The sequence below is a fragment of the Galbibacter marinus genome, assembly GCF_000300875.1.
Taxonomy (GTDB): domain Bacteria; phylum Bacteroidota; class Bacteroidia; order Flavobacteriales; family Flavobacteriaceae; genus Galbibacter; species Galbibacter marinus.
On record NZ_AMSG01000004.1, the window covers coordinates 79136 to 105019 of the forward strand.

Annotated in this window: 26 protein-coding genes; 7 read left to right on the forward strand and 19 right to left on the reverse strand. The window is 37.6% G+C overall.

What is annotated here, in order from left to right:
* Nucleotides 1-8: 8 nt before the first annotated feature.
* Both I215_RS05005 and I215_RS05010 read right to left on the reverse strand, forming a co-directional pair.
* Complete coding sequence (locus I215_RS05005) at nt 9-974, reverse strand: IS4 family transposase (protein WP_008990873.1); 966 nt, start codon at nt 972-974, stop codon at nt 9-11.
* A gap of 3 nt (nt 975-977) precedes the next feature.
* Complete coding sequence (locus tag I215_RS05010; protein WP_008990874.1) at nt 978-1358, reverse strand: hypothetical protein; 381 nt, start codon at nt 1356-1358, stop codon at nt 978-980.
* A gap of 205 nt (nt 1359-1563) precedes the next feature.
* Between I215_RS05010 and I215_RS05015 the strand changes: the two genes are divergently transcribed.
* Complete coding sequence (locus I215_RS05015; RefSeq protein ID WP_008990875.1) at nt 1564-1809, forward strand: CBU_0592 family membrane protein; 246 nt, start codon at nt 1564-1566, stop codon at nt 1807-1809.
* Nucleotides 1810-1838: 29 nt separating this feature from the next.
* Here the strand turns inward: I215_RS05015 and I215_RS05020 are convergent, their stop codons facing one another.
* The gene (locus I215_RS05020) at nt 1839-2435 is read right to left on the reverse strand and encodes a TetR family transcriptional regulator (RefSeq protein ID WP_008990876.1); all 597 of its coding nucleotides are present in this window, start codon (nt 2433-2435) and stop codon (nt 1839-1841) included.
* A 170-nt stretch (nt 2436-2605) separates the two neighbouring features.
* Between I215_RS05020 and I215_RS05025 the strand changes: the two genes are divergently transcribed.
* From I215_RS05025 to I215_RS05035, 3 genes are all read left to right on the forward strand, one after another.
* Complete coding sequence (locus I215_RS05025) at nt 2606-3865, forward strand: alkaline phosphatase family protein (protein WP_156800201.1); 1260 nt, start codon at nt 2606-2608, stop codon at nt 3863-3865.
* Nucleotides 3866-3948: 83 nt separating this feature from the next.
* On the forward strand, nt 3949-7047 hold the full coding sequence (locus tag I215_RS05030) for a SusC/RagA family TonB-linked outer membrane protein (RefSeq protein WP_008990878.1): 3099 nt from the start codon (nt 3949-3951) through the stop codon (nt 7045-7047).
* A gap of 11 nt (nt 7048-7058) precedes the next feature.
* Nucleotides 7059-8510 carry a SusD/RagB family nutrient-binding outer membrane lipoprotein gene (locus I215_RS05035; RefSeq protein ID WP_008990879.1) on the forward strand — a complete coding sequence of 484 codons (1452 nt, stop codon included), beginning with the start codon at nt 7059-7061 and terminating at the stop codon, nt 8508-8510.
* Nucleotides 8511-8645: 135 nt separating this feature from the next.
* Here the strand turns inward: I215_RS05035 and I215_RS05040 are convergent, their stop codons facing one another.
* The 7 genes from I215_RS05040 to I215_RS05070 form a co-directional block, all read right to left on the reverse strand.
* Complete coding sequence (locus tag I215_RS05040; protein WP_008990880.1) at nt 8646-9386, reverse strand: Nramp family divalent metal transporter; 741 nt, start codon at nt 9384-9386, stop codon at nt 8646-8648.
* Nucleotides 9387-9422: 36 nt separating this feature from the next.
* Nucleotides 9423-10001, reverse strand: coding sequence for an RNA polymerase sigma factor (locus I215_RS05045; protein WP_008990881.1), 579 nt, complete (start codon nt 9999-10001; stop codon nt 9423-9425).
* Nucleotides 10002-10109: 108 nt separating this feature from the next.
* Nucleotides 10110-10316 (reverse strand): hypothetical protein, encoded by a 207-nt coding sequence (locus tag I215_RS05050; protein ID WP_008990882.1) that lies wholly within the window; start codon nt 10314-10316, stop codon nt 10110-10112.
* Nucleotides 10317-10480: 164 nt separating this feature from the next.
* A complete protein-coding gene (locus I215_RS05055) occupies nt 10481-11269 on the reverse strand; it encodes an anti-sigma factor domain-containing protein (RefSeq protein ID WP_008990883.1) in 789 nt (262 codons plus the stop codon).
* Between the two features lie 8 nt (nt 11270-11277).
* Nucleotides 11278-11847, reverse strand: a complete 570-nt coding sequence (locus I215_RS05060; RefSeq protein WP_008990884.1) for an RNA polymerase sigma factor — start codon at nt 11845-11847, stop codon at nt 11278-11280.
* Between the two features lie 104 nt (nt 11848-11951).
* Entirely contained in the window at nt 11952-12974 is a 1023-nt protein-coding gene (gene murB, locus I215_RS05065; RefSeq protein WP_008990885.1) for a UDP-N-acetylmuramate dehydrogenase, read from the reverse strand.
* Entirely contained in the window at nt 12967-14157 is a 1191-nt protein-coding gene (locus I215_RS05070) for a pyridoxal phosphate-dependent aminotransferase (RefSeq protein WP_008990886.1), read from the reverse strand. Before I215_RS05070 ends, murB begins: the two co-directional genes overlap by 8 nt.
* Nucleotides 14158-14312: 155 nt before the next feature.
* Here I215_RS05070 and I215_RS05075 point away from each other — a divergent pair, with 155 nt between their 5' ends.
* A complete protein-coding gene (locus I215_RS05075) occupies nt 14313-15644 on the forward strand; it encodes a PDZ domain-containing protein (RefSeq protein WP_008990887.1) in 1332 nt (443 codons plus the stop codon).
* A 74-nt stretch (nt 15645-15718) separates the two neighbouring features.
* Here I215_RS05075 and I215_RS05080 read toward each other — a convergent pair whose 3' ends face one another.
* On the reverse strand, nt 15719-16105 hold the full coding sequence (locus I215_RS05080; protein ID WP_008990888.1) for a DUF1573 domain-containing protein: 387 nt from the start codon (nt 16103-16105) through the stop codon (nt 15719-15721).
* A 130-nt stretch (nt 16106-16235) separates the two neighbouring features.
* Here I215_RS05080 and I215_RS05085 point away from each other — a divergent pair, with 130 nt between their 5' ends.
* Nucleotides 16236-18869 carry a valine--tRNA ligase gene (locus tag I215_RS05085; protein ID WP_008990889.1) on the forward strand — a complete coding sequence of 878 codons (2634 nt, stop codon included), beginning with the start codon at nt 16236-16238 and terminating at the stop codon, nt 18867-18869.
* A gap of 204 nt (nt 18870-19073) precedes the next feature.
* On the opposite strand, the gene I215_RS05090 is transcribed toward I215_RS05085, so the two are convergent.
* From I215_RS05090 to rsfS, 6 genes are all read right to left on the reverse strand, one after another.
* Complete coding sequence (locus tag I215_RS05090) at nt 19074-19340, reverse strand: acyl-CoA-binding protein (RefSeq protein ID WP_008990890.1); 267 nt, start codon at nt 19338-19340, stop codon at nt 19074-19076.
* 1 nt (nt 19341) lies between these two features.
* A complete protein-coding gene (locus tag I215_RS05095) occupies nt 19342-19989 on the reverse strand; it encodes a phosphatidylserine decarboxylase family protein (RefSeq protein WP_008990891.1) in 648 nt (215 codons plus the stop codon).
* Nucleotides 19979-20791, reverse strand: coding sequence for a phosphatidate cytidylyltransferase (locus I215_RS05100; protein ID WP_008990892.1), 813 nt, complete (start codon nt 20789-20791; stop codon nt 19979-19981). Before I215_RS05100 ends, I215_RS05095 begins: the two co-directional genes overlap by 11 nt.
* Before the next feature lie 48 nt (nt 20792-20839).
* Nucleotides 20840-21448, reverse strand: a complete 609-nt coding sequence (locus I215_RS05105) for an LUD domain-containing protein (RefSeq protein WP_008990893.1) — start codon at nt 21446-21448, stop codon at nt 20840-20842.
* A 121-nt stretch (nt 21449-21569) separates the two neighbouring features.
* On the reverse strand, nt 21570-23570 hold the full coding sequence (gene ftsH, locus I215_RS05110; protein WP_008990894.1) for an ATP-dependent zinc metalloprotease FtsH: 2001 nt from the start codon (nt 23568-23570) through the stop codon (nt 21570-21572).
* Between the two features lie 94 nt (nt 23571-23664).
* Entirely contained in the window at nt 23665-24033 is a 369-nt protein-coding gene (rsfS, locus tag I215_RS05115) for a ribosome silencing factor (RefSeq protein WP_008990895.1), read from the reverse strand.
* 94 nt (nt 24034-24127) lie between these two features.
* On the opposite strand from rsfS, the gene I215_RS05120 reads away from it, so the two are divergent.
* Nucleotides 24128-24859, forward strand: a complete 732-nt coding sequence (locus I215_RS05120) for a biotin--[acetyl-CoA-carboxylase] ligase (protein ID WP_008990896.1) — start codon at nt 24128-24130, stop codon at nt 24857-24859.
* A gap of 8 nt (nt 24860-24867) precedes the next feature.
* On the opposite strand, the gene lipB is transcribed toward I215_RS05120, so the two are convergent.
* Together lipB and I215_RS15845 are read right to left on the reverse strand one after the other, a co-directional pair.
* Nucleotides 24868-25593 (reverse strand): lipoyl(octanoyl) transferase LipB, encoded by a 726-nt coding sequence (lipB, locus tag I215_RS05125; protein ID WP_008990897.1) that lies wholly within the window; start codon nt 25591-25593, stop codon nt 24868-24870.
* Nucleotides 25594-25663: 70 nt separating this feature from the next.
* Nucleotides 25664-25822, reverse strand: coding sequence for a YqaE/Pmp3 family membrane protein (locus tag I215_RS15845; RefSeq protein WP_008990898.1), 159 nt, complete (start codon nt 25820-25822; stop codon nt 25664-25666).
* Between the last annotated feature and the right edge of the window lie 62 nt (nt 25823-25884).

The following is a 25884-nucleotide window of genomic DNA, read 5'->3' on the forward strand; positions in this document are numbered from 1 at the left end:
AAGGATTTTCATAAGCGTTTATAATTCATATGGTACTGTTTTTTGGGTCGTTTGTGCCTCGGTTGCTGCCTTGCTGGTCGTATAATTTCCCTGGTTTTGTAAACCAGGTCATCAAATGCTTTTAGGGATTTTTCAAATTTTCTTTTGATAAACATAGGCACAACCATATCCATGACTGTTGCAATAGCATAGGTTCGATTAATTTTTTGTGGGTGTTTTCTGTTTTGATCTTCCTTATATTCTGCTATCACCCTTTCTTCTATAGGATGCGCATAAGCAGCCGTCAAAGACAACAGAAAGATTTTTGCATAAAAACCTTGTTTGACAGCTTTGGCTGTTTTTCCGGAGAAGTCCTCCAATTCAATTCTACTTTTAAGCAATTTATAAGCCTCTTCTTCATTCCAACGATAATGATATAGGCCCCTAAACTCATTTATAGCATATTTTTCGGTATCGATCAAAGAAGCACAAAGGATTTCTACATCGCCGTTTTCTAGTACTACTTTAATTAAGCGACAGCTGATTTGAGTATCCAACATGTGCGGATATTTGCTTAGCTTTTGTCTATCCTTTTTGGGAAGTTTAAAGGTTACTATACGTTCTTGCTCATCACTTTGAGCGAAGTCCTGTACATCCAGCCACCAGTTGTCTTTAAGTCGGACGCAAAACTCAATACCTTTAGCCATGAGCAAAAATAAAAGCCAAAAACAGGGATACCCCCTATCGAGCAATAGCATATCGCCTCGATCCACCTTGTCTAGGTGGCCCATTAATAAATCCCGTTCACTAGCGGCATAGGGCGCCAATTCCGCATCAATGGTTAAATGATTCAGTACATCATATAACATGGAACCCATAGCCATCGAACGAGCAGAGTCGGCATTGGGGCCAAAATGATGTACCCCAAACTCCTGTTGAACCGTTTTATGTTTGGGCAGCATCAGGCGTGTTCCATCTACAGCCAAAACACGCATCCCTTACCAGGTGTCATAAGAAACTTCTCTATAAAAATATTCAGCAGTTATTTCATTGAGGCGTTTGAAATCCCAAGGGGTAAGTTTCGACCGCGCTTGAGATAATGCCCCCTTGGTTACCTCTCTGATATTAAAATCATCATCGGAAAGCGCTTTGTAAAAACGGTCAAGATCGCGCTGTACTGAAGTCTTAAAAGTCATAATCAAAAATACTAATCGCTTGAGTGTCAGCTTTCTTTCTCTGGTGAATACCCCGTTATGGCCGTCTTTTGAACGGCTAATAGATGCTTCTTCTTCGAATTCATGATCAATATGTTTGGTTAAATTTAATCGATAGTCTGTGTTTAAATTTGCAGTACAGTCAGCCCCTATATACCCCTGCAAGAAAAATAAAATTATTCTGTTATTTTAAATATCCTTTTAGTGATCTCAACTAAGGATATCACCTTGTGAAACAGTGAATTAAAACTAATAATCATCTTCGAAACGAGTGAACAGCTCTCAATGTTCTAATTTTTAATTAATTGCTTAACTAAACGACATTGAATTATATATTTGAAACTCACCGTTGTTATTCTATTTTTGTCTCATGGAAATTTTCACTATTATTGGTTGGATAGGAGCTGTAGTGTATGTCACGGCATATTTACTGCTGGTGCTTAAAAAAATATCCAGCGATGGATGGTTGTATCATTTATTGAATTTCTTCGGAGCTGTTTGTTTGATAGCAAATGGTGTCGTGCTCGCCGATTTTCCGAATGTAGCGGTAAATGCTATTTGGGCGGCCATCGCCGTGTTTGCAATTGTACGGATTGTTTTCTTTTTTAGAGGCTGATATTGGTCGTCTTGCCAGTTACTGTTTTTTTAGGTTTTAATTCCAAGAAGTTTGAGAGCATACTTTACATACAGCTCAATTTGTTGCTGGTATTTGTCTTTATCATGCTGAAACAATCCTAGGTAATAATAGCCTCCGTCAATGAGAGCAAAGATAATCTCTGTGACCTCATCAAGGTCTTGGGTACTGATAAGATTGTTTTGATAGGCTTGGGTCAAGTTGCTTTTTAGAACTTCGTGTAGGGCGTCTAAATAGTTTTTAAAGCTATCTCTGAATTCTTTCTTCCGATATACCAGTGCATAACAACTGTAAAATACACCGTCGTCAAAATAACGGTTCCACTTTCTGGAGAACAGGCTTTCGATAAAGGTGATTAATTCTTCTTGGGTGGTAATATCGACCATAGAACTGACAATGTTCAGATGTTGTTCAAGTATATATTGGTTTAATCCTATAAGGATTTCATCTCTAGTTTTGAAGTAGTGCATAACAAGGCCGTTACTGATCTGCATCTCATCGGCAACTTTGGCAATGGAAGTGTTTTCCAAACCTATTTTTTTTGCGACTTTATAAAAGGCTTTCAGAATTTCCTTTCGTCGCTTTTGTGCTATATTTTTTCTTCCCACTCTATTGGAGTTTTAACAAATATAAGCTTTTGAATTTACTGTACTAAGGTGTTTATGCGGCTAACATTGCGGAAACATTTAAATAATCATTTGTTAATTGAATGTTCATTCAATTTATTTTTTAACTTGAATACATTTAAACCCGATTACTTAACTTAAAAATCACTTCAATGAACACGTTAAAATGTAAATTAAATTTAATGCCTTTTGCGCTTTTATGTGTGCTCCTATCCATTTGTGGGCTGAAGGCACAGGAGAAAAAAGTAGTTTTTGTCATCATTGATGGTATTGCTGAGGATATGCTGTCAAAAGCAAACACACCGAATTTAGATGAAATTGCCAATGTAGGATCTCTCGTTCCAGCATATGTAGGAGGAGAAAAGGATGGCTATTCTCAGACCCCTACCATCTCTGCGGTTGGATACAATACACTACTCACAGGGACTTGGGTGCATAAGCACAATGTTTTTGGAAACAGCATCAAGGCTCCTAATTATAACTACCCAACTGTATTTGAATTGTTTGAGAAGCGATGGCCGGAAAAGAGGACCGCTGTGTTTTCTACTTGGCTGGACAACAGAACCAAACTTATAGGAGAAGGTTTGGAGGGAACCTCATATCTTAAAATGGATTACGCCTTCGACGGTTTTGAATTGGATACAGTAGCTTTTCCTCATGATGCGGATAGAGAATTCATTAAAAATATAGATGAGAAAGTAGCTACAGAGGCAGCGCGTTATATCAAAGAAAACGGCCCTGACCTTTCTTGGGTGTATTTACAGTTTCCGGATGATATGGGACATAAGTTTGGGGACAGTCCTGAGTTATATGAAGCTATTGCGTTTGAGGATGCACTTATGGGGAGATTATGGGAAGCTATTTCTTATAGAAAGCAACAGTTTGATGAGGATTGGTTGTTATTGATAACCACGGATCACGGACGTACAGCTGAGGATGGTAAACACCACGGTGGGCAATCCCGGCGCGAACGAAATATCTGGATGATTACCAACAAGGACAAGCTTAATACTTATGCCCAAAACCATAGAATTGCTATGGTAGATCTCTTGCCTACCATGGTAGATTTCTTGGATTTAGAGGTGGATGAGGATGTCAGGTTGGAATGGGATGGTGTTTCACTGCTGTCTGAGGTTGATATGATAAATTTAAAAGGGATCTATAATGAACAGAACCATAGCATTGATTTGAGTTGGGAACAACTTAAAGGTAGCCCGAAGGCTGATGTGTATTTGGCCACTAGCAATAATAAGAATTTCGGCGGTGAAGATAACTATAAGAAAGTGGGTAAGGTTAAACTATCTAAAGAAGGCTATAGTATTGATTTAAGAGATGATTCTGTTGAGAAATTTTACAAAGTGGTTTTAAAATCTTCAAATACCACGCTTAATACATGGATTATAAACGAGTAAAGGCTGGTTAGAAACCAAATGCTAAATAGATATTAAATAATAGTGAAGACTGTAAATCTTTTTTAATAAACTAATCATAAACGATGAAACTTAAAATTTTATGTTTGGCCATGTTACTGGCGGGTGTGTCTGCCTTTGCACAGACTCAGGTCAGTGGTATGGTCACAGATCAAAGTGAGATCCCTTTAGCAGGGGTATCTGTTCAGTTACAGGATTCCGGAGAAGGAACAATAACGGACTTCGACGGAAACTTTTCAATTTCTGCTCAGCCAAGTGATGTGCTGATATTTAGTTATATCGGCTTTAAATCCTACAGAGTAACTGTAGGGGATCAAGTGACTTTTTCGATAGCGCTCTCTGAGGATACTGAGCAACTTGGCGAAGTAGTGGTGACGGCTCTGGGTATTAAGAAGGAGAAAAAAGCATTGGGTTATGCTGTTCAACAAGTCGATGGACAGAGTATGGCAAAGGCTAAGGAGCCTAATTTTGTCAATTCCTTAACCGGTAAGGTAGCGGGATTGAGTGTTAAGAACTCTACTGATTTGTTCCAAAATCCTGAGATTAGCCTCAGAGGAGCAAGTCCGCTTTTGGTCATTGACGGGATTCCGGATCGTACTTCTGATATCTGGAAGATCAATGCAGATGATATCGATAATATCTCGGTGCTTAAAGGCGCTACGGCATCTGCATTATATGGATCGGCCGGTAGAAACGGTGCAATAATGATTACGACCAAGAAAGGGGAAGCAGGAAAAATGCAGGTGACCTTTAATAATTCCACCATGTTCCAGCCTTCGTTTATCAGAGTTCCTGATGTACAAACTGTTTATGGTAACGGGAATCTGGGTGTATATGAATATGAGGATGGGAGTGGTTCTGGTACCGAAGGCGGAGGATGGATTTGGGGACCAAGACTTGATCAAAGGGATCCATCAACGGCCAGTGGTTATTTTGAAACACCACAGTATAATAGTCCGGTTGATCCAAATACCGGGGAGTTGATTCCGATCCCTTATACCTCTCGAGGTCGAAATAATATTGAGAACTTCTTTCAGACCGGTATTACTCAGTCGAATAATCTGAGTGTGGATTGGGGAAGTGAGAAGGCTAGTTTTAGAATGTCCTTATCAAATATGTATCAAAAAGGAATCGTACCCAATACGGATCTTAAAAACACTTCCTTTAGTGTAGGAGGGTCATTTAATCCTTCAGATAAGTTTCAGTTAAATGCGAATCTTACGTATAATAAACAGTATACGAACAATTTTCCCGAGGTGGGATATGGCCCAACCAACTATTTGTATAATTTGATTCTTTGGACCGGGGCGGATGTCGATGTTCGCGATCTGAAGAATTATTGGAGAGAAGGACAAGAGGGATACCAACAGCGCCATTTTAATGTTTCTTATTACAACAATCCATATTTTCAAGCTTATGAATACCTAAGAGGGTACAACAAAGATAATGTGTTTGGAAATGTAAATTTTCAATATCAAATTACTCCTGAATTGAGTATAAAAGGTAGAAGCGGTGTTAATGTTTATAGCTTGTATAGAACCTATAAAGAACCTAAGAGCTATGTGGGCTATGGGGATAAATCTCTAGGTAATTTTTCGCTGGCAGATACCAATTATTTTGATATTACCACGGAATTGGGTTTCAAGTATGAGAGTGACTTAACTGAGGATATTTCAATTAACGGAGAACTGGCCTATGCAAATTATTATCGGAACTCCACTTATCATGAGACCTCTACTGATGGCTTGAATATTCCTGGATTTTACAATCTGGATAATAATGCCGGTAGTAGTTTGTTTGGAAATAATGATTTAATTAAAGAAACCATTCACAGTGTTTACGGTTTTGTAGATGTTGATTTTTACGATACGTTTTTCCTTACCTTCACTGGAAGGAATGATAAGGTATCTACCCTACCCGAGGGGAATAATTCATTTTTCTATCCATCGGTTTCCGGATCATTAGTGATATCAGAACTTTTCGATCTTCCCGAATTTGTGAGTTTTGCCAAATTAAGAGGTTCTTGGTCAAGAGTATCGGAAGGTAAGATTGATGCCAATAATCCTTATAGTCATATTCAGGCATATGAAAAGGGAACTAGCTGGAATGGAACCCCTTCAACTTACTACGGGAATGTGCTTTTGGCAAATAATTTGAAACCGGAGACTTCCGATACCTGGGAAATCGGTACATATTTACGTTTTTTTCAGGGTCGTGTTGGTCTGGATGTGGCTTATTTTCAGTCCAGAGATTACAATAATTTAATAGAAAGTCCTATTTCGGAAACCTCCGGATATACCTCACTGTTGTTAAATGGCGATGTGTATACGAGAAAAGGGGTAGAGTTTACCCTAGATTTTGCTCCTGTTCGCAATGAGAACTGGCGATGGGATGCTCAGGTGAACCTAAGTCAATATCGCAGATATCAGGATGAAATCTATGGTGAAAAAGAGCAAACAGAAAACTTTATTCGAGTTGGAGATCGCACCGATAGAATCTTTGCCGACATCTATCAAACCAATAGTGCAGGTGAGGTTGTTTTTGAAAATGGATATCCGATCTCAGACCCTTATAAGCGCTATATTGGTTATGATCAGCCGGATTGGACCTATGGCATTAACAATACGATCTCATATAAGAATTTTAGGCTTTCCTTCTTGTTTGACGGACGAATCGGTGGTTTGATGTATTCAACTACTAACCAGAAGATGTGGTGGGGAGGTACTGACCCTGGAACGGTTAACCAATTTAGGGATGATGCCAATGCCGGAGAGAGTACATTTATTGGTCAGGGTGTTAAGGTTGTCGGTGGTAGTGTGGAGTATGATGTTAATGGGGCTATTTTAAATGATACTCGTGAGTATGCTCCAAATGACGTTCCGGTGAACTATATCAATTTTATGCAAACTACCAGTAACGGGTACAATAAGAATTACCACTATTATAAAGAGACATTTATCAAACTTCGCGAACTGACCCTAGGTTATACCTTTTCCGATGGCTTTGTAGAGAGAACACCGTTCAATGAACTGAGCCTGTCACTTATAGGAAGAAACCTTTGGCTTTCATCGGATATTCCGAATGTGGACCCGGATTCTGGTCGAGATAATTTACATGCTCCTTCGATGCGGAGTATTGGGTTTAATATCAATGCTAAATTTTAATTTGTATCGTCATGATTAAAAAAAATATAACCATCGCAATGAGTACTTTGCTGTTAATCTGTAGTGGATGCAGTAAGACGGAGGATTTGCAATCTGATCCAAATAGGGTTACTGAGGTTACTCCGGAACTTTTGCTTACCAATATTGAGATAGAAGCCTTTAGCACCATCAGCTTGTCTGCCGCATTGGCAAGTAGACAGTTGTCTTATACTAATGGGGTGAATTCGAATCAATACTATAATTGGCAGCGTTCCGGATTTGGTACATACGACAATCTAAAGCAGGTCTCTAAAATGGTGGAGGCATCTGCAGCTAATGAAACTGAGGTGTACCAATTATTGGGAAGTTTTTTTAACTCCTACTTTATAGTTTCACTTACCGAGACTTTTGGGGATGTGCCTTATAGTGAGGCTATCCAGGCTGATGCAAATAATTTTACGCCTAAATATGATACTCAAAAGTCCATTTATCTAAAAGTCCTTAATGATTTAAAAGCGATCTCGGATGCTTTGGCCTCTAATGAAGAACAATTATTAGGTGATGTGATATACGGCGGAAACATTCTGCAATGGAGAAAGCTTATAAACTCTTATTACCTAAGAGTGCTTATGAATCTTTCTCATAAAGAGGCCGATACTGACCTTCAATTGAAATCTCGTTTTAATGAAGTGTTTTCGAATCCCGGCAAGTATCCGATTTTTGAATCCAATGCTGATAATGCAGCCTTGCTTTATCACAATATTCAAGGGAATAGATATCCTTTACAAAATGATAATGATCTTCAAACGGCTTATTTCATGGAAAAGAGTTTTGTGGAGCGTTTACAGGAATTGGAGGATCCAAGATTATTTGCTTTTGCCGAAGTTAAGCCAACTTCCTCTGGAAATGATCCTATGGATTTTAGTTCTTATGGTGGCTTATATGGTAGTGGGGATTTAAATCAAAACACCTCTGAAGCAGTTGCAGGAGAAGCTTCCAGAGTTGATCCCAGATATTTTACGGATCCGGTTAACGAGCCCAGTTTGTTGATGGGTTATTCAGAGCTGGAGTTTATCCTAGCGGAGGCTAGTGTAAGGTCCTGGATTGAATCTGATGCTGATATACATTACAAAAATGGAATACGCGCCTCTATGGATTTTTATGGAATTTCTGAGGTGGATGAATATTTAGCAAATCCTTTAATTCAGCTCGGAAGTTCAAATCAGGTTGAAATGATTATGACGCAAAAACATATTTCCATGTTTTTAAACACGGGTTGGCAAGCTTTTTACGAGCAGCGTAGAACGGGATTCCCAGAGTTTAATACCGATGGTGCCGGTGCACTTAATTCAGGGAAGATTCCAAAGCGTTGGATGTATCCTGCAAATGAAGCGGTTAACAACGGTGATCACCTCACAGAGGCCATTAACAGACAATTTCCTTCTGGCGACAATATTAACAGCATCATGTGGATTTTGAAATAAGCTGGTAAACTTTAGGGATAGTGACCCTATGTTCGATATTATATTTTGATTTTATTCCAACGGGGCGTCTTCTATTCAGGGGCGCCTTTTTTCTTTAAATTAAAGATACATTTTAAGTTTGATTCAAACCATTAACTAAACGACATTGGCTCCTAAACTTATAAATAATATTCCAGTAATGATAGTACAAACATAACCTATGTTGAAATCTGAAATAGAATGTTTAATGGTATAAGATTTTTGAACCTTTTGTTTTTCTAAAGCCCAAATGGAATGCCAAACAGAAATGTCCAAAGGTGCGGGCATCCATCCCATAAAAGCTATTAAAAAGGCAATTCCAGCGGCATCAGCAGGTATTATTTGTGATAATTCAAGGGTCTCAACTGAGTTCGGGGCTGCAATGATCACCGCCGCGATGGTGCATATGGAAAGTGCCACCACGATATACTTCATAAATTTATCAAGAAATTGATACTTTCCAATAATTAGAATTCCACCACTAACTATAAGTAAAAGAATGCTCCAGGAAATCGGATGGGTTGTGATACCGAATAGACTCGCGGCCAGTCCAGCTGTAACGATGGTGACAGCAGTTTGTATGGTAAACATAGTGGCTAGGTTTAAGACGAAATAGGTAAAAAGCACAGGTTTTCTGAGTTTTCGGTAGCCCTCTAAAAGAGAATCACCTGTAGCCATAGCATATCTAGGGCCAAATTGAAAAAAGGGATATTTAAACAAGTGAACCAGAAATAATGCCCAAAGAAGACCAAACCCAAATTCAGCTCCCCCTCTAGTGGATTGTACAAGGTGGGACACCCCGATAGCAGCACCAGCAAAAAGAATTCCCGGTCCTAGTTGTCTTAAAAATGTTTTCACATGTTTGTTGTTGGTGGTTACAAGTCTGTGAATGTACTAAAAATTCTTGTTTTTTGGCTGATGAATTATTTCTGCCAACAATCGCTTTGCTCTTAATAGCTTCACCTTGACATTATTCAAGGGTTCGTTAAGTTCTTTGGCAATTTCTTCGTAAGAGAGTTCTTGGAAGTAGCGCAGATGAAGTACTTTTTGGTAGTGGGGTTTTAGTTTTTTTAAATCTTGAAGTAAACTGGCAAGATTTTGTTCGGTGATCAACTTGTCCTCAGCTGTCGGACTATCGTCGACTAGATTGTAGACTGAATTTTTATCTTGTTTTGATAGTGTCCTAGCAAATTCAGGTTTTTTTTGTCGAATAAGGTCAATATGGATGTTCTTTGAGATGGTTATGAGCCAAGTTTTGAATTCGTATTGCTCTTTATAGGTCTTAATCTTATCAAAAGCCTTTGAAAAGGTTCGAATGGTGATATCTTCTGCCTCATTCTCATCTCGAGTTCTTAGCAATTGAAAACTGTATACATCATTCCAGTAGGTGTTGAGCAAATAGCTAAACGCTTTTTGATCACCTTTTTTGGCGTTTTCAATTTGAACTTGATTATTATTTAGCTTTTCACTCAAGGAATACTTTTTTACATCGTACCTAAAGATAGGCAATACTATCTCTATTGCCTAAGGTCACGGCAGTGTTTATCAAAATTAATTGGTGCATCCTTTAAGAGTGCCCGATTAATTTGCTAATTGAGTGTCCTTTTTGCAATCCTGTTCGTCAGGTAATTTACCACAATAACTACAGGCCTCTCCTTCTTTATTAAGAAAAGGTGATTGGCTAGCACATGTACCTGCAAACTTTCCGTTTTTCTTACTTAGAATTTTAATGGCAATCCCTGCAAAGGCAAGACCCATTATTATAATACTTACTATTAGAAGTTTCATTTGCTCGATTTTATATTCTTATAAGTGTTTTGTCGAATACTTGGGTACAAAGTTACAAATAAGCCAATGAATTTCGGATGCTTTAGTCCCTAATTCCATGTAAAAAAAATCCCTGAACTTTTTAAAGGACAGGGATAGAATTATGTCAAAAGAAGAATTAAGTGTTATTCTTCTTTTTTTAGATTAATACTAGCCACCTCGCTATCGATGGAAGCAAAATCTTTATTTCCTTTGGAGTCAATCGTTATTTTGTAATTAGAGGCGCTATCTTTAAATGGTAGTGCCATTAGCTTCGTGTCTGCTTTATCAATAACACCAAGGCAAACCATCTCACCATTAATCTCGGCCCACATTTTAAGTTCTTTGTCCTTTGGGAGCTCTGGTACTGATAATACGTTAATAGCCGATAATCTTTCCTTTGGATTTACATAGGCTACAGTACGTAGGTTCTTTGCACGCTCATTTCCATTAATTAAGTATTTTTGGGTCTCAGGGTCACTGAGTACCGCATACTTACTTTTCATGTTTTCCAATCGTGCATTGGTATTTACGATATCTTCTTTGAGGTTTTCAATTTGACCCGCTACGCTATTATTTGTGGTAGAGAGTAATCTGTTTTGATTCCACAATGTAATGGTAGTTGCACCAAATAACAATGTGGTAACACAAGCGGCTACAAAATACCAAGGAATGCTTCGTTTGTTTGAATCCGCTGGGTGTGCTTCTGTTTTTATGCTTTCTAATACGTTATCTAAGACAGACTCTGGAGCTTTTATAGCGAAGGTTTTGCTGTAGATCTCCAAATTCTCTTCTAGGGTGTTGTAGGCTGCCTTGACTTCTTTTGAAGTGTCTATGAAATGTTCAACCTGCACCTGTTCTTCGTAACTGACATTGCCAAGCAAATAGCGCTCTAGTAGGTCGCTTTCTAAAAGTGTTTTTACTTCATTTTTCATGGCTTTAACTATATTAATATGATCAGAATTAATAAAATTGACAAGGTAGCAGGGTCATAGATTTTTCTTAATTCTCTTAATCCTATTTTTAAACGAGACTTTATTGTTCCTAGTGGAATATCCAGTGCTTCTGCGGCTTCTTGTTGGGTCATCCCTTCAAAGAATAATGCTTCCATAACAACCTGGTATTTCTCATCTAAGGAGTTTAAATGCTTTCTAACATCTAGATGCTCTGGATTAACACTTTCAACTCCTAGATTATATACGTTAGAAACTTCAATTTGGATTTCCTGATCAGTTTTTAAATTTGCACTGCGTATTTTATCTATTGCAGTGTTTCTAGTAATACGAAACATCCAAGTAAATAACTTGGACTTTTGGGAATCATAGGTGTCTATTTTTTTCCAAATTTTCATCAAGCTAATTTGGAGTACATCTTTGGCTAAATCTTCATCTTTAGTAATTTTAAAGGCGACCCCAAAAAGCGTATCTCCATAATGGTCGTATAATAACGCCATTCCTTTCTCATCCTGTTTCGAAAGTAAATCGATTATATTTTTTTCCAAAAGTTGACTCATGTGCGCGCTTGGATTACTACCCTGACACTCTTAAAATAGCAGGTAATTTCAAATGTATTAATTAATATTTTAAGTTAATATCAATAGATATTGATTTTTGTGCTTTAATAGATGTTAACTTCGGGCTCAATGTAAACATTAAATTTGTCTTTGACACTTTTTTGAATGTTCTGTGCCAATTCCCACAATTGCTCTCCCTTTGCATCCCCATAGTTTACTAGTACTAAAGCTTGGTTTTTATGAACTCCTACTTCTTTATAGCGTTTTCCTTTATAACCACATTGTTCAATTAGCCATCCAGCGGGAATCTTAATTTGATTTTCACCAAAATTATAATGTGGTATATCAGGGTACTGTTTTTGTATCTGAGTAAATTGCTCCACTAAGACCACCGGGTTTTTGAAAAAGCTCCCTCCATTGCCCAGTACTTTTGGGTCAGGAAGTTTGCTTTGTCGAATACTGATTACCGCATCGGAAATTTGATTAATACTAGGATGCTCTATCCCCTGTTCTTTCAGTTGACTCGCAATGGCACCATAGGATATGTTCTTTTGGTGATTTCTTGTGGTTAGTTCAAGGATTACGGAGGTAATGATATACCGTCCTTTGTTTCTTTTAAACACAGAATCTCTATATCCAAATGCGCAATCCTCCTTTGTAAAGCTGACTTGTTTATTTTCTTTTAGATCGAGTGCCTGACAGCTGACAAATACATCTTTTAACTCCACCCCATAGGCGCCGATATTTTGGACTGGCGCTGTACCTACGTTTCCTGGAATTAGTGAAAGATTCTCTATGCCTCCTAAATCGTGGACTAAGGCCCAGAGTACAAAGTCATGCCATACTTCACCTGCTTGTATCTCTACCTGAGCGTGATTTTGTGTTTTATTCAGGACCTCAATGCCCTTTGTGTTTAAATGGATCACTAAGCGCTCAAGATCTTTGGTGAGTAAAATGTTGCTGCCTCCACCTATAATCAATGAATCAGGGTGCTCTTTTGAAAACAATACTTCCTTAAGAGTAGCATTGTCATCAATCTCCATAAACTGCAATGCAGTTACATCAATGCCAAAGGTATTGTAAGGTTTTAGAGAAACGTTGCGCTCCAGCGTGTTAGGTTTAGGCATTGTATTGTCTTAAAGCTTCTTTTAGTATTTCAACTGCTCTTAAAAGGTCTTTCTTATCTAGTACATAGGCGATCCTAACTTGATCGTATCCGATTCCTTCGCTTGCATAAAATCCTGCTGCAGGGGCAACCATTACAGTTTGACCATCCAATTGGAAGTCTTCCAATAACCAGCGTGCAAAATCTTCGGTATTCGATACAGGAAGTTGAACGATGCAATAAAACGCTCCCTGTGGAGTAGCAACTTTAACGCCATCTATGGTTTTTAATGCAGTTATTAGAAGGTTTCTACGCTCAGCATATTCTGTGATAACTTGGTCAAAATAGGACTGCGGTGTATCTAGAGCAGCCTCACTAGCGATAAGCGCTAGAGTAGGAGGGGATAATCTCGCTTGAGCAAATTTTAAAGCCGTTTTATGAACTTCATTATTTCTAGTGACTAGACATCCTATTCTTGCGCCACACATACTGTAGCGTTTGGATACAGAATCCACTACGATGGCATTGTCCTGAATTCCTTTTTCTTGTAGAATCGAATAGTGTTCTACATTGTCATAAGCAAACTCTCTATAGACCTCGTCTGAGATTAAAAATAAATCGTGTTTTTTAACAAGTGCAGCTAATTTTTTAATTTCTTCTTTGGTGTATAGGTAACCAGTAGGATTCCCTGGGTTACATATTAGAATTGCCTTTGTTTTAGGGGTAATTAGCTTTTCAAATTCTTCCACAGGAGGAAGGGCGAAATTATCTTCAAAATTAGACACCACTGGAACAACTTCCACTCCAGAGGCGTTCGCAAAACCATTGTAATTAGCATAAAAAGGTTCTGGGATGATGATTTCATCTGCAGTATCCGCAATAGAACCGATAGCAAACATCAAAGCCTCAGAGCCGCCTGTGGTGACAATTATTTGATCCGCAGTGACATCGATGTCACATTTTCCGTAGTAATTTGCCAATTTAGTACGGTATTCTTGTGAGCCTTCACTACGGCTGTATTCTAGAATCTCTAGGGTGTTATTTCGTACCGCATCCATGGCAACCTCAGGAGTTTTTATATCGGGTTGACCAATGTTTAGATGTATAACTTCGACCCCTTTGCTCTTCGCGGTTTCTGCATAGGGTACTAATTTTCTAATCGGAGATTCAGGCATGTTTTGCCCTTTCTTGGAAATTTTTGGCATAAATCTAATTTTACGAATTGCAAATTTGCAAAATTATTTCCACAATTTGTTATAAAACCACAGGCTTCTTTACAGCGCGATTTAATGTTAAAAAACTATGTTAATTCATTGATTTTTAATACCTTTAGAAGGTTAATCATAGGTTTATACTAACTATGAACGCTGTTAAATATATCCGTTGGCTCATCCTGTTTGCTGTATGTGTTTCATATGGCCAGAATAAATTCGAGCTTTTGGATGGTGATCGCAGTGAAAAAGTATCCTTCGACTTTGTAAATAATCTAATTGTATTAGAGGTTGAGGTCAATAAAATTCCACTCTCATTTATTGTAGATACAGGTGTCAACAAACCTATCTTATTTGATATTTCTCCAGAAGATTCATTAGAGGTTCACAGTCCAAAAGATATTTATATCAAAGGCTTAGGTGGAGGGGAACCTCTTCGGGCAATCCATAGTAAGAACAATTTATTTAAAATAGGAAAGGTTGTCAACAGGCAACAGGATTTTTATCTCATCCGAGATGCTAATGTGAATTTCTCTCAACAAATCGGTTATAGAGTTCATGGTATAATTGGTTTTGACCTTTTTAAAAATTTTATTGTCGAGGTAAATTATAAAAATGAACGTATTGGTTTTTATGATCCTAAACAGTATCGTTATAGGAATTGCCGTAATTGTGAAACTCTGCCTATAGAAGTCGAGGGCTCAAAGGCATATGTGCATGGGTATATAAAGCAGTATTCTCATATACAAGAGATCCCAGTGAAGTTACTCCTGGATAGTGGAAGCTGTGATGCATTGTGGTTATTTGAAAATACTGAAGGTGAAATAGCAGGTCCTGTGAAGTTTTTTGATGATTTATTAGGGTTTGGACTCAGTGGTAAAATTCATGGTAAGCGTGCTCGCTTGCAGCGTTTTACAATTGGAGGTTTTGAAGTTCAGCAAACCAAAGTATCATATCCTGATTCCATATCATTGCGATACTTAAATGTGATGGGTGATAGAAATGGTTCCCTTGGTTCAGAAATATTAAGGCGTTTTAAAGTGGTTTTTGATTACCCAAACCAAAAATTAACCCTTAAAAAGAATGGTGACTTTAATGATCCCTTTCTCTATAATATGAGCGGGATTCAGCTTCAGCACAATGGAATGAGGATTGTAAAGGCGATGTCTCAGGATATAGATCAGGGTAGTAGGATTGTCAACAAAGCAAATAGTAATTACATCGCCCTTGAAGATAATTTTAAGTTTGAACTGCATCCCGCTATTCAAATTGCGGAGGTGCGACTCAATAGCCCTGCAGATAAGGTGGGTTTACGTAAAGGAGATGTGATATTAAGGGTGAATCGAAAGGATATTAGTAGTTATTCCCTGCAACAAGTTACACATATGATTAATGCCAAGCCTGGTAAAACGATTCAACTGGAGATAAATCGTAAAGGTTCTAATCTAAAGTTTGCTTTTGAGCTTGTAAAAGTGCTTTAAAAAGAACAAACCATGCTAAAAAATGTTTTTAAGCATGGTTTGGTATATGATACAGGTGATTTTAAATCACAGGCTTACTTCGAAGTGCTAGCAAGTACTTTCCCTTTAATTTTCACGGCCACAGTAGGCGTGTCGGCATTCGACTGAACTGTTACGGTTTTACGAATTGGACCCACTCTATTTGTGTCGTATTTTACTTCAATTTGACCTGTAGCTCCTGGGGCGATAGGTGCTTCTGGTTTTTTAGGTATCGTACAGCCACAACTTGAGCGTACATCAGAAATTACCAAAGGTATATCTCCAGTGTTTGTGAATTCAAAAACGCGAACTCCATCACTGCCTTTAGCGATTTCACCATAATCAATTACCTGTTGTTTAAACTCTATTTTTGCTGTCTTTTCTTGTGCCTGAACGGCAAAACTAAGAACGCCAACAAATAATAGCATTAGGAAATTTTTCATCGTTTTTCAGATTTAAGTGAATATCAAATTTAATTACTTTTTACAATCCGTGCAAAATTTAGTGTTTATCTTTCAAAATCCTACGGATATAGCTACTTTTGCTCTCCTAACTCCAAAAAGTGTTCCAAAGATGAATATTCCATCTAAATACGATGCCAATTCGGCAGAAAGTAAGTGGTATGATTACTGGATGAAACACCGATATTTTCATTCAGAACCTGATGAGCGTGAGCCTTATACGATTGTAATCCCTCCACCAAACGTGACGGGGGTCTTACATATGGGGCATATGCTGAACAATACCATTCAAGATGTGTTGATTCGTAGAGCACGCCTTCTTGGAAAAAATGCCTGTTGGGTACCTGGAACGGATCATGCTTCTATTGCAACAGAGGCTAAAGTGGTGGCTAAGCTTAAAGAGCAAGGGATTTCTAAATCAGATTTAAGTAGAGAAGAATTTTTAGAACATGCCTGGGAATGGACAAACCAATATGGTGGGGTTATTCTTCAACAATTGAAAAAGTTAGGGTGTTCTTGCGATTGGGATCGAAGTAAATTTACCATGGATCCGGCTTTATCGGAATCTGTAATTAAAACCTTCGTTGATTTATATGAAAAGGGATTGATTTACCGTGGATTTAGAATGGTAAATTGGGATCCTGAGGCTAAGACGACCCTTTCTGATGAGGAGGTGATTTACGAGGAGCGACAAGGACTATTGTATTATATATCGTACGCCATAGAAGGAAGTGATGAAACTTTAACCATTGCAACTACTCGACCTGAGACCATTTTAGGGGATACAGCAATTTGTATTAATCCCAACGATGAACGCTACAGACATTTAAGAGGGAAGAAGGCTATTGTTCCTATCGCAAATCGTGTTATCCCTATTATAGAGGATAGTTATGTGGATTTAGAATTTGGTACTGGGTGTTTGAAGGTGACTCCTGCGCATGATGAAAATGATAAAAAATTAGGAGATAAGCATCAATTAGAGGTTATTGATATTCTTAATGAGGACGCTACTCTAAATAGTTTTGGTCTTCACTACCAAGGAAAGGATAGGTTTGTAGTGCGTAAAGAGATTACTAAAGAATTAGAGGAAAAAGGCCATTTGGTTAAAACCGAAACTCATATAAATAAAGTAGGAACTTCTGAGCGCACAAAGGTGGTTATTGAACCTCGTTTGTCTGATCAGTGGTTCTTGAAAATGGAAACCCTTGTACAACCTGCTTTAAAGGCTGTATTGGAAGATAAGGAAATTAAGTTATTCCCATCGAAGTTTGAAAACACCTATCGTCATTGGTTAGAGAACATTCGCGATTGGAATATCTCAAGACAGTTATGGTGGGGACAGCAAATTCCAGCATATTACTACGGGGATGGAGAGGATGATTTTGTAGTTGCTCAATCGCATGAAAGTGCTCTAGTTAAAGCTCGTGAGAAATCTGGAAATTCTGATTTGCAGTTAAACGATTTAAAGCAAGATGAAGACTCTTTGGATACATGGTTTTCTTCTTGGTTATGGCCAATTAGTGTATTTAATGGCATTTTAGAGCCTAACAATAAGGATATTGAATATTATTATCCAACCAATGATTTGGTGACTGGTCCAGATATTTTATTTTTCTGGGTAGCTAGAATGATATTTGCTGGATACGAATACCGCGATGAGAAGCCTTTTAGTAATGTGTACCTTACTGGACTTGTAAGAGATAGTCAGGGTAGAAAGATGTCCAAGTCCTTAGGAAACTCTCCTGATGCTCTGAAACTCATAGAAAAGTATGGAGCCGATGGTGTGAGAGTGGGCTTATTGCTTAGTTCTGCAGCCGGAAATGATTTGTTATTTGATGAGGCGCTTTGTCAACAAGGTAAAAACTTTGCAAATAAAATATGGAATGCGTTTCGTTTAGTAAAAGGGTGGGAGGTCGCTGATATTCCACAACCTTCATATGCTGAAACTGCTATAGAATGGTATCAGAATAAGTTTCAATCTGTTTTAGTTCAAATAGAAGATCATTATGCTAAATATAGGATTTCAGATGCCTTAATGGCAACTTATAAACTTGTTTGGGATGATTTCTGTTCTTGGCTATTGGAAATGGTAAAACCAGCATACCAGCAGCCAATTGATGCAAAAACCTATCAAGCGATTATTGAAATTTTCCAGGAGAATCTCAAATTATTACATCCTTTTATGCCATTTTTGACTGAAGAAATTTGGCAACTTATAGATAGGAGAGAGCCTAATCAAGCTCTAATTGTTGCCACTTGGCCACAGAGAAAAACCATAGATACTTCAATAGTGGAAGGTTTTGATATGGCAGCTGAGGTTATCTCTGGAATACGTACCATTCGTAAGGAGAAAAATATTCCTATGAAAGAGGTGATTTCACTTTCGGTAATGAATAAAGAGAACACCGATACTAAATTTGATTCTATCATCCAAAAACTGGGTAATCTTGAGAATATCGATTATGTTGATTCTAAGCTTGAAGGAGCGCTTTCTTATAGGGTAAAGTCAAATGAGTATTTTGTTCCTATTAGTGGCGCAATTGATGTAGAGGCTGAGATTGAAAAAATTGAAAAAGAACTGAAATATACAGAAGGTTTCTTGAGGTCTGTTGAGAAAAAGCTTTCCAATGAGCGCTTTGTTAATAGTGCTCCTGAGCAGGTAGTTAATATGGAGAAACAAAAACAAACTGACGCTCAAGCTACAATTCAAACTCTTAAGGAGAGTTTGCAGAACCTTAAAAAGTAAACTACAATTCGATATTTGAATTAAAGATCTCCTCCTATTACGTTTTGGGGGAGATTTTTATTTTTTAGATCGGATCCACTTTTTTGTAATTGTTTACTGCGGGGTTGATTACTCTTTTTAATTATAAATAAAAGGTTATTAAGAGTGTATTTTTAAGGAGAAGGGATAACTACCTTATTTTGAGCTGCTATAAGGATAGGCTATTTAATTTTTTTCCTCAAAAAATTCCTTGACCAGTTTTACATATTTTTCTTTTGCCTCTGATTCTGAAATCCCCTTAGCTTGAAAGAGTGCATTTGCTTTAAAAGCATTAATGATAGCACGTCTGCTACCTGGGGGGTCAATATTATGAGTTGCCTTTTTGTAGTAGGCGTATAAGCGTAATAGAAAATCTGCAGGAAAAAGTTCAGGATAATTATTTACCCGGTCGACAGCCTGTTCAAATTCTTTATTTAGTGCTTCTTGGTCCATTTTAAGATGCGATGATGTCAATTCCACCTTTTACTTTTTGATGTAGTTTTATTTTGAGCTCTGAATCTAATGGTAAAAATAAATCTACCCGTGATCCGAATTTTATAAACCCAGCGTCACTTCCTTGTACAACGCTTTCTCCTACCTTGGCATAATTAACAATTCGCTTTGCCATAGCACCGGCAATTTGTCGATACAAAACTTCACCATAAGTAGGGTTCTGTATCACGATAGTGGTACGTTCGTTTTCTTCTGATGCTTTGGGGTGCCATGCAACTAAGTATTTACCTGGATGGTATTGGCTATATTTTACCAGTCCTCCAAGAGCGTAACGAGTAACATGTACATTGATTGGTGACATAAATATGGACACCTGTATGCGTTTATCTTTAAAGTATTCTTTCTCGTAAACCTCCTCTATGACTACCACTTTGCCATCCACCGGTGCAATAATCTGTGTGTCATCTAATATAGTTGCACGCTTTGGATTTCTAAAAAACTGAAGAATAGCCACTAATATGATTAGTAAAGTGACTTGGACAGCTTTCTGAATATAAAAGTTGTCAATGTATAATTTAGCCAGCAGAATCCCTGCGGCAAGAATTACAAATGCGCCAATGATGATCTTGAAGCCTTCTTTATGAAACATAGTTATAAATTTGAAGGGTTAAAAAAGCAAATGGTGCAGCGAAAATTAGGCTGTCCAATCTATCTAATAATCCACCATGGCCAGGGAGTATAGCTCCACTGTCTTTTACACCTGCCAAACGTTTAAATTTTGATTCTACGAGATCTCCAATAGTTCCCGTTATTACCAGTACAGCGGCTAAAATGAGCCATTGTATTGATGTTAGTTCATTACCCGATAAAGATAGTAAATAGGCCGCAATTAAAGCAAATATAAATCCACCTAAAAAGCCTTCAATGGTTTTCTTTGGTGATACACTAGGGAATAATTTGTTTTTACCTATTGCTTTCCCAACCAGATATGCAAAGGAGTCATTGACCCAAATCAGAACAAAAACACCGATGATAAGAGATTTGACAAAATCCTCTTTGTATGGAATCATGGTTAGAAATATAGATCCACCACCAATATAAAATATGGTAATTAGAAATTTTTGGGTATTGGAGTACCTTGGAACCTTTGTCTTAAAGAGATTTAAGCATAAGAGAATATTAACTAAGAGTGTTGCTGCCAATAAGATATTGCGTAGAACTTCTTGTTGTGATAACTCTCCAAGAAGATAAATAAACACCCACCATAGTGCTAGAAAGGCGATAAAGATATAATAGCCTTGCAAACGGATGAGTTTTTTGAATTCATAAATGCAGGTAATTCCGAAAATAAGGAAAAGAAAGTCAAACGCGGAAGTGCTCAAGTACACTGCTGCAAGTAATAAAAATACATATATAATGCCAGTCAAGGACCTTTTTAACAGTTCTCTCACAAAGGTTGATTTTTTAGGGTTAGCTTTTAGGTGAAGTTCTAAAATAGATTAGAGATCTTCAAGCAGCAGCAAATATAAGTTTTTTGAGCTACTTCCGTAGGTGAGGAAATCTTTTTCTTCTTTTATGCTAAAATGCTTAATAGTAGTAATGTTGGTAGGGATCTGATTTTTATTTTTAGCCTTAATGCCCCTTAAGCCTTCACCAATGGTATCTACCAGTTGACTCGTGGTTGCAAAAATTATAAAATTATCAGGCAAGTCGTTTAGTTTACTTTCCTTAATTTGATTGGATGAAATTAAAATAGCTCCATTGTCTGCGACAAGGTTCTCACAACGTGAAAGCAAAATATTCGCATGATGACAATTTGAGTGCTTGCTAAAAGTATAGTTTTTAAATATTTGTGGCAGTTGTGGGTCTAAACAACAAACCGTTTGAGATGACCAATTATTTTCTTGAAGAATATTGTTGAAGCATTCGTAGATCTCATCTAAAGAATCGCAATAGAGGAACTTACCTCCATTTTTTTTGAAATTAATTGTGAATTTTTCGTCCGTAGGAAGTTTTATTTCTGGCATGAACTTTCCTCTTTGATCAGCGCCAGTGCCAGAGGTATCATCTTTTTGTTTGGATCCGAAAAGTTTTTTAAATAAGCTCATTGTAAATTTAGCGGGGAAGTTATTATTTATTTCACTTGCCTGTTGTTGTATAAAAGTAAGAAATTCTTAGGTATAACGTATAAAACAAGGGGAAATTTTGTTTCCCCTTGCATTTTTGTCGTTATTCTTGATCAAGATTTTCTTTTTCTTCCTTTTCCTGCTCAGGCTCTTGTGACTTTTCTGTTTCTTCAGCGAATGGTCCTTCAAATGGTCGCTTTCCGAAGATGCGCTCTAGGTCATCTTTGAAAATAACTTCTTTCTCTAGCAATCTATCTGCGAGCTCGGTTAATTTGTCCTTATTGTTTTTTAGTAACTCAATAGCTCTTTGGTATTGCTCTTCAATTAATTTGGAGATCTCCTTGTCAATTAATTGAGCAGTTTGCTCACTATAAGGCTTGGAGAGGTTAAAGTCAGACTGCCCAGTGGAATCGTAATATGTTAAGTTTCCAATAGCGTCGTTTAGACCGTAAATAGTTACCATGGCTCTTGCCTGTTTGGTCACCTTTTCTAAATCACTTAATGCTCCAGTTGAAATGGTATCGAACATCACCTTTTCTGCTGCTCGACCCCCTAGGGTAGCACACATCTCGTCAGCCATCTGTTCTGGACGAACTATCAGGCGTTCCTCAGGTAAATACCATGCTGCTCCTAGACTTTGACCTCGAGGTACAATGGTAACTTTAACAAGCGGTGCAGCGTGTTCTAAAAGCCAGCTCACTGTAGCGTGTCCTGCCTCGTGATATGCAATGGTTTTCTTTTCACCTGGAGTGATAATTTTATTTTTCTTCTCTAGACCACCCACGATCCTATCAACGGCATCTAGGAAGTCTTGCTTGTCCACAGCTTTTTTATCATTTCTAGCGGCTATTAAAGCAGCCTCGTTACAAACGTTTGCAATATCTGCTCCTGAGAATCCAGGTGTTTGTTTTGCTAAGAACTCAACATCGAGAGTCTCTGCTGTTTTAATAGGGCGTAAATGGACCTCAAAGATTTCTTTTCTCTCACGAACATCTGGAAGATCTACAAAGATTTGTCTGTCAAATCGTCCCGCTCTCATAAGTGCTTTATCAAGAACATCTGCACGGTTTGTAGCAGCCAAAACAATAACGTTCGTATTGGTGCCGAAACCATCCATCTCTGTTAGTAACTGATTTAAGGTATTCTCTCTTTCATCATTACTTCCAGTCATGTTGTTTTTTCCTCGAGCTCTACCGATAGCATCAATTTCATCAATAAATATTATTGAAGGTGATTTATCTTTGGCTTGTTTGAAAAGGTCTCGTACTCTTGATGCACCAACCCCTACAAACATTTCCACGAAATCAGAACCAGATAGTGAGAAAAACGGAACTTGTGCTTCTCCAGCTACTGCTTTTGCTAGTAATGTTTTACCAGTCCCTGGAGATCCTACTAATAGGGCTCCTTTTGGAATCTTCCCACCAAGGGAAGTATACTTCTCTGGGTTTCTTAAGAATTCAACGATTTCTTGTACTTCTTCTTTAGCGCCTTCTAATCCTGCAACATCTTTAAAGGTAACTTTCATGTCAGTTTTTTCGTCGAATAGGCGCGCCTTTGATTTACCAATATTGAAAATTTGTCCTCCAGCTCCTCCAGCTCCTCCGCCAGACATGCGTCTCATCAAGAAAATCCATATACCAATAATAAGCACAAAGGGTAAAATTGAAAATATTAATTCCCCTAAGATATTTGAATCGGTATCATATTTTACAGAAGCTGAAAGATGGTTTTGCTGAATTGTTGTGTTGATATCGTTCTCGAAATTCTGAAGATCCCCGTAGTTTAATTGATATTGTGGTGTATCTCCTGATGGAAATAGCGACTTATCGACGGCATCTTTATGAATTTCTTTCAACTTTGCCTCCTCGGTTAAAAACACTTTGGCCTGTCTAGTGTTGGTGATAATTACAATTTTACTGACATCGCCCTCTTTTAAGTACTCTTGTAGTTTAGCAGGGGTAGTGTCAGGTGGAGTTTGCCAATTGCTACCTCCTGAGAAAAATTGCATACCAATGATGATTGCTAGTATAACGCCATAAATCCAATATGAACTAAATTTAGGTCGTTTCGGGCCTGTATTGTTATTGTTGTTCTCTTTTGCCATTAATTCTTTCTTTTACTTTCTAATAGTTTAGCTTAAAGCTAAGTATTACAATAGCTTGCTTTTTGTTCTTTGATTGTCAGAAATTTAATTTGGTTTAATTTGAAGGTATGGTGGTTAATTTGGCATCACCCCATAGTCCTTCGATGTCGTAGTAATCTCTAATGTGCTTTTGGAATACATGCACGACCACATTGACATAATCCATAAGTACCCATTCTGCATTGTCAGTACCCTCAACATGCCAAGGTTTGTCCTTGATTTCACGACTAACAGTTTTTTGAATGGAATTTACGATGGCATTCACTTGGGTATTTGAAGTACCATTGCATATGATGAAGTAATCACAAACCGTGTTTTCAATATCTCTTAAATCTAGAATACTAATATCCTTTCCCTTAACCTCTTCAATCCCTTTTAAGATAAATGTTATTAATTGATCTGTGCTACTATTCGTGTTTACCATTAATTTTTTTTATTTTCACAAAGTTATTATTTTTTTAGTTCTTTAGCTACCTCTACGGATATAACATTACAGTGGTAAATGTAATACTATTTAGATGAATTTAATCAAACTTAATGCCATTGATTCGACCAATACCTATTTAAAAGCACTGGTCTCGAATCATGAACTGGAAGATTACACAGTTGTGATGGCAGAAACCCAAACCCAGGGGCGTGGACAAATGGGAACTAAGTGGGTCACCGAACCTGGTCAAAACCTCACCTTTAGTGTGTTTAAAAAGATTAGCTGTCTACAAAGTGATGAACAATTCTACCTTAGTATTGCCGTTTCCTTAGCTATTTATGATGCGCTTGCTTTTTTCAATATTCCTGATTTAAAGATAAAATGGCCTAACGACATTTTGTCATGGAATTCGAAAGTCTGTGGTATTTTAATCGAAAACATCTTTAAAAACGGACACATGAGTGCTGCGGTGATCGGCATTGGATTGAACTTAAATCAGTCTGATTTTGATGGGATGATTAATGCCAGTTCGCTGAAACAAATTACTGGTGTCTATTATAACAAAGTAGAGGTGTTGCAGAAAATTGTGGATCGCATCAAGTTTTATGAACCCTGGGTGGTAGAACGCAGGTTCAATGACCTTAAAACTAGTTATGAGAATTTATTATTTAGAAAAGACAAACCTTCCACATTTAAGCGAAAGGACGGAAGCCTTATGATGGGGTTTATCAAAGGCATTAGTGATCATGGGATGTTGAAAGTCTTGTTAGAGGATGAGGTTATCGAATACTTCGACTTAAAAGAATTACGACTACTTTATTAAAGGTTTATTTAGCTGTCTGTCTCTATCAGCTCCCCTGAAATAATTTCTGCTTGAAAAACTTCCTTGAAGTGTTTTAAAAGTTTTTGTTTTACCTGTGTTTCATCGACCTTCTCTTGTCCTAATTCTACATTTAAGGAAGTGACGCCTTTCCCTCTAATCCCACAAGGAATGATATTGTCAAAATAGCCTAGATTGGCATTGACATTTAAGGCAAATCCATGCATGGTAATCCATCTGGATGCTCTAACACCCATCGCACAGATCTTTCTGGCAAAAGGTGTTCCAACATCAAGCCATACGCCAGTTTCTCCTTCGCTACGGCTGGCTTTTAAACCATACTCATCAAGGGTGAGAATAATGACTTCTTCTAAAAAGCGAAGGTATTTATGAATGTCAGTAAAAAAATTATCTAAGTCAAGAATTGGGTAACCTACAATTTGACCAGGACCATGATAGGTGATATCACCCCCTCTGTTGATTTTGTAAAAACTAGCATTTTTTTCCTTTAGCTGTTTTTCATTTAATAGTAGATTGCTCAGATCACCACTTTTTCCTAAAGTGTAGACATGTGGATGCTCCACAAATAAAAAGTAGTTGTTGGTAGGTGTTTCTAATGATTCTTTTCGGTTTTTTGATTTTACATCAAAAATGGACTGAAAGAGCTGCTCTTGATAATCCCAGGCCTCTTTATAATCCTTATTTCCTAAATCTTCTAAAATTACCTTTTTATTCATGGTACAAAGATACGGTTTCCTTTGTTTAAAATAAACAACCTCCCCTTGAAGTTAAAACAAATCCTGGTGCTTACGACTTAGGGTTGTTCAGGATAACTAGAGCTGCGATTATTCCTGGTACCCAGCCGCATAATGTTAGTAAAAATACAATAACAATAGATCCGCATCCCTTATCTAAGACAGCTAAGGGAGGTAATATGATAGATAAAAGTACTCTCCAAATACTCATTTTATACAATTTTATTAATTAGACGAAGATAGTGTTGTTTTGTTACAGTGTACAACTCTTTG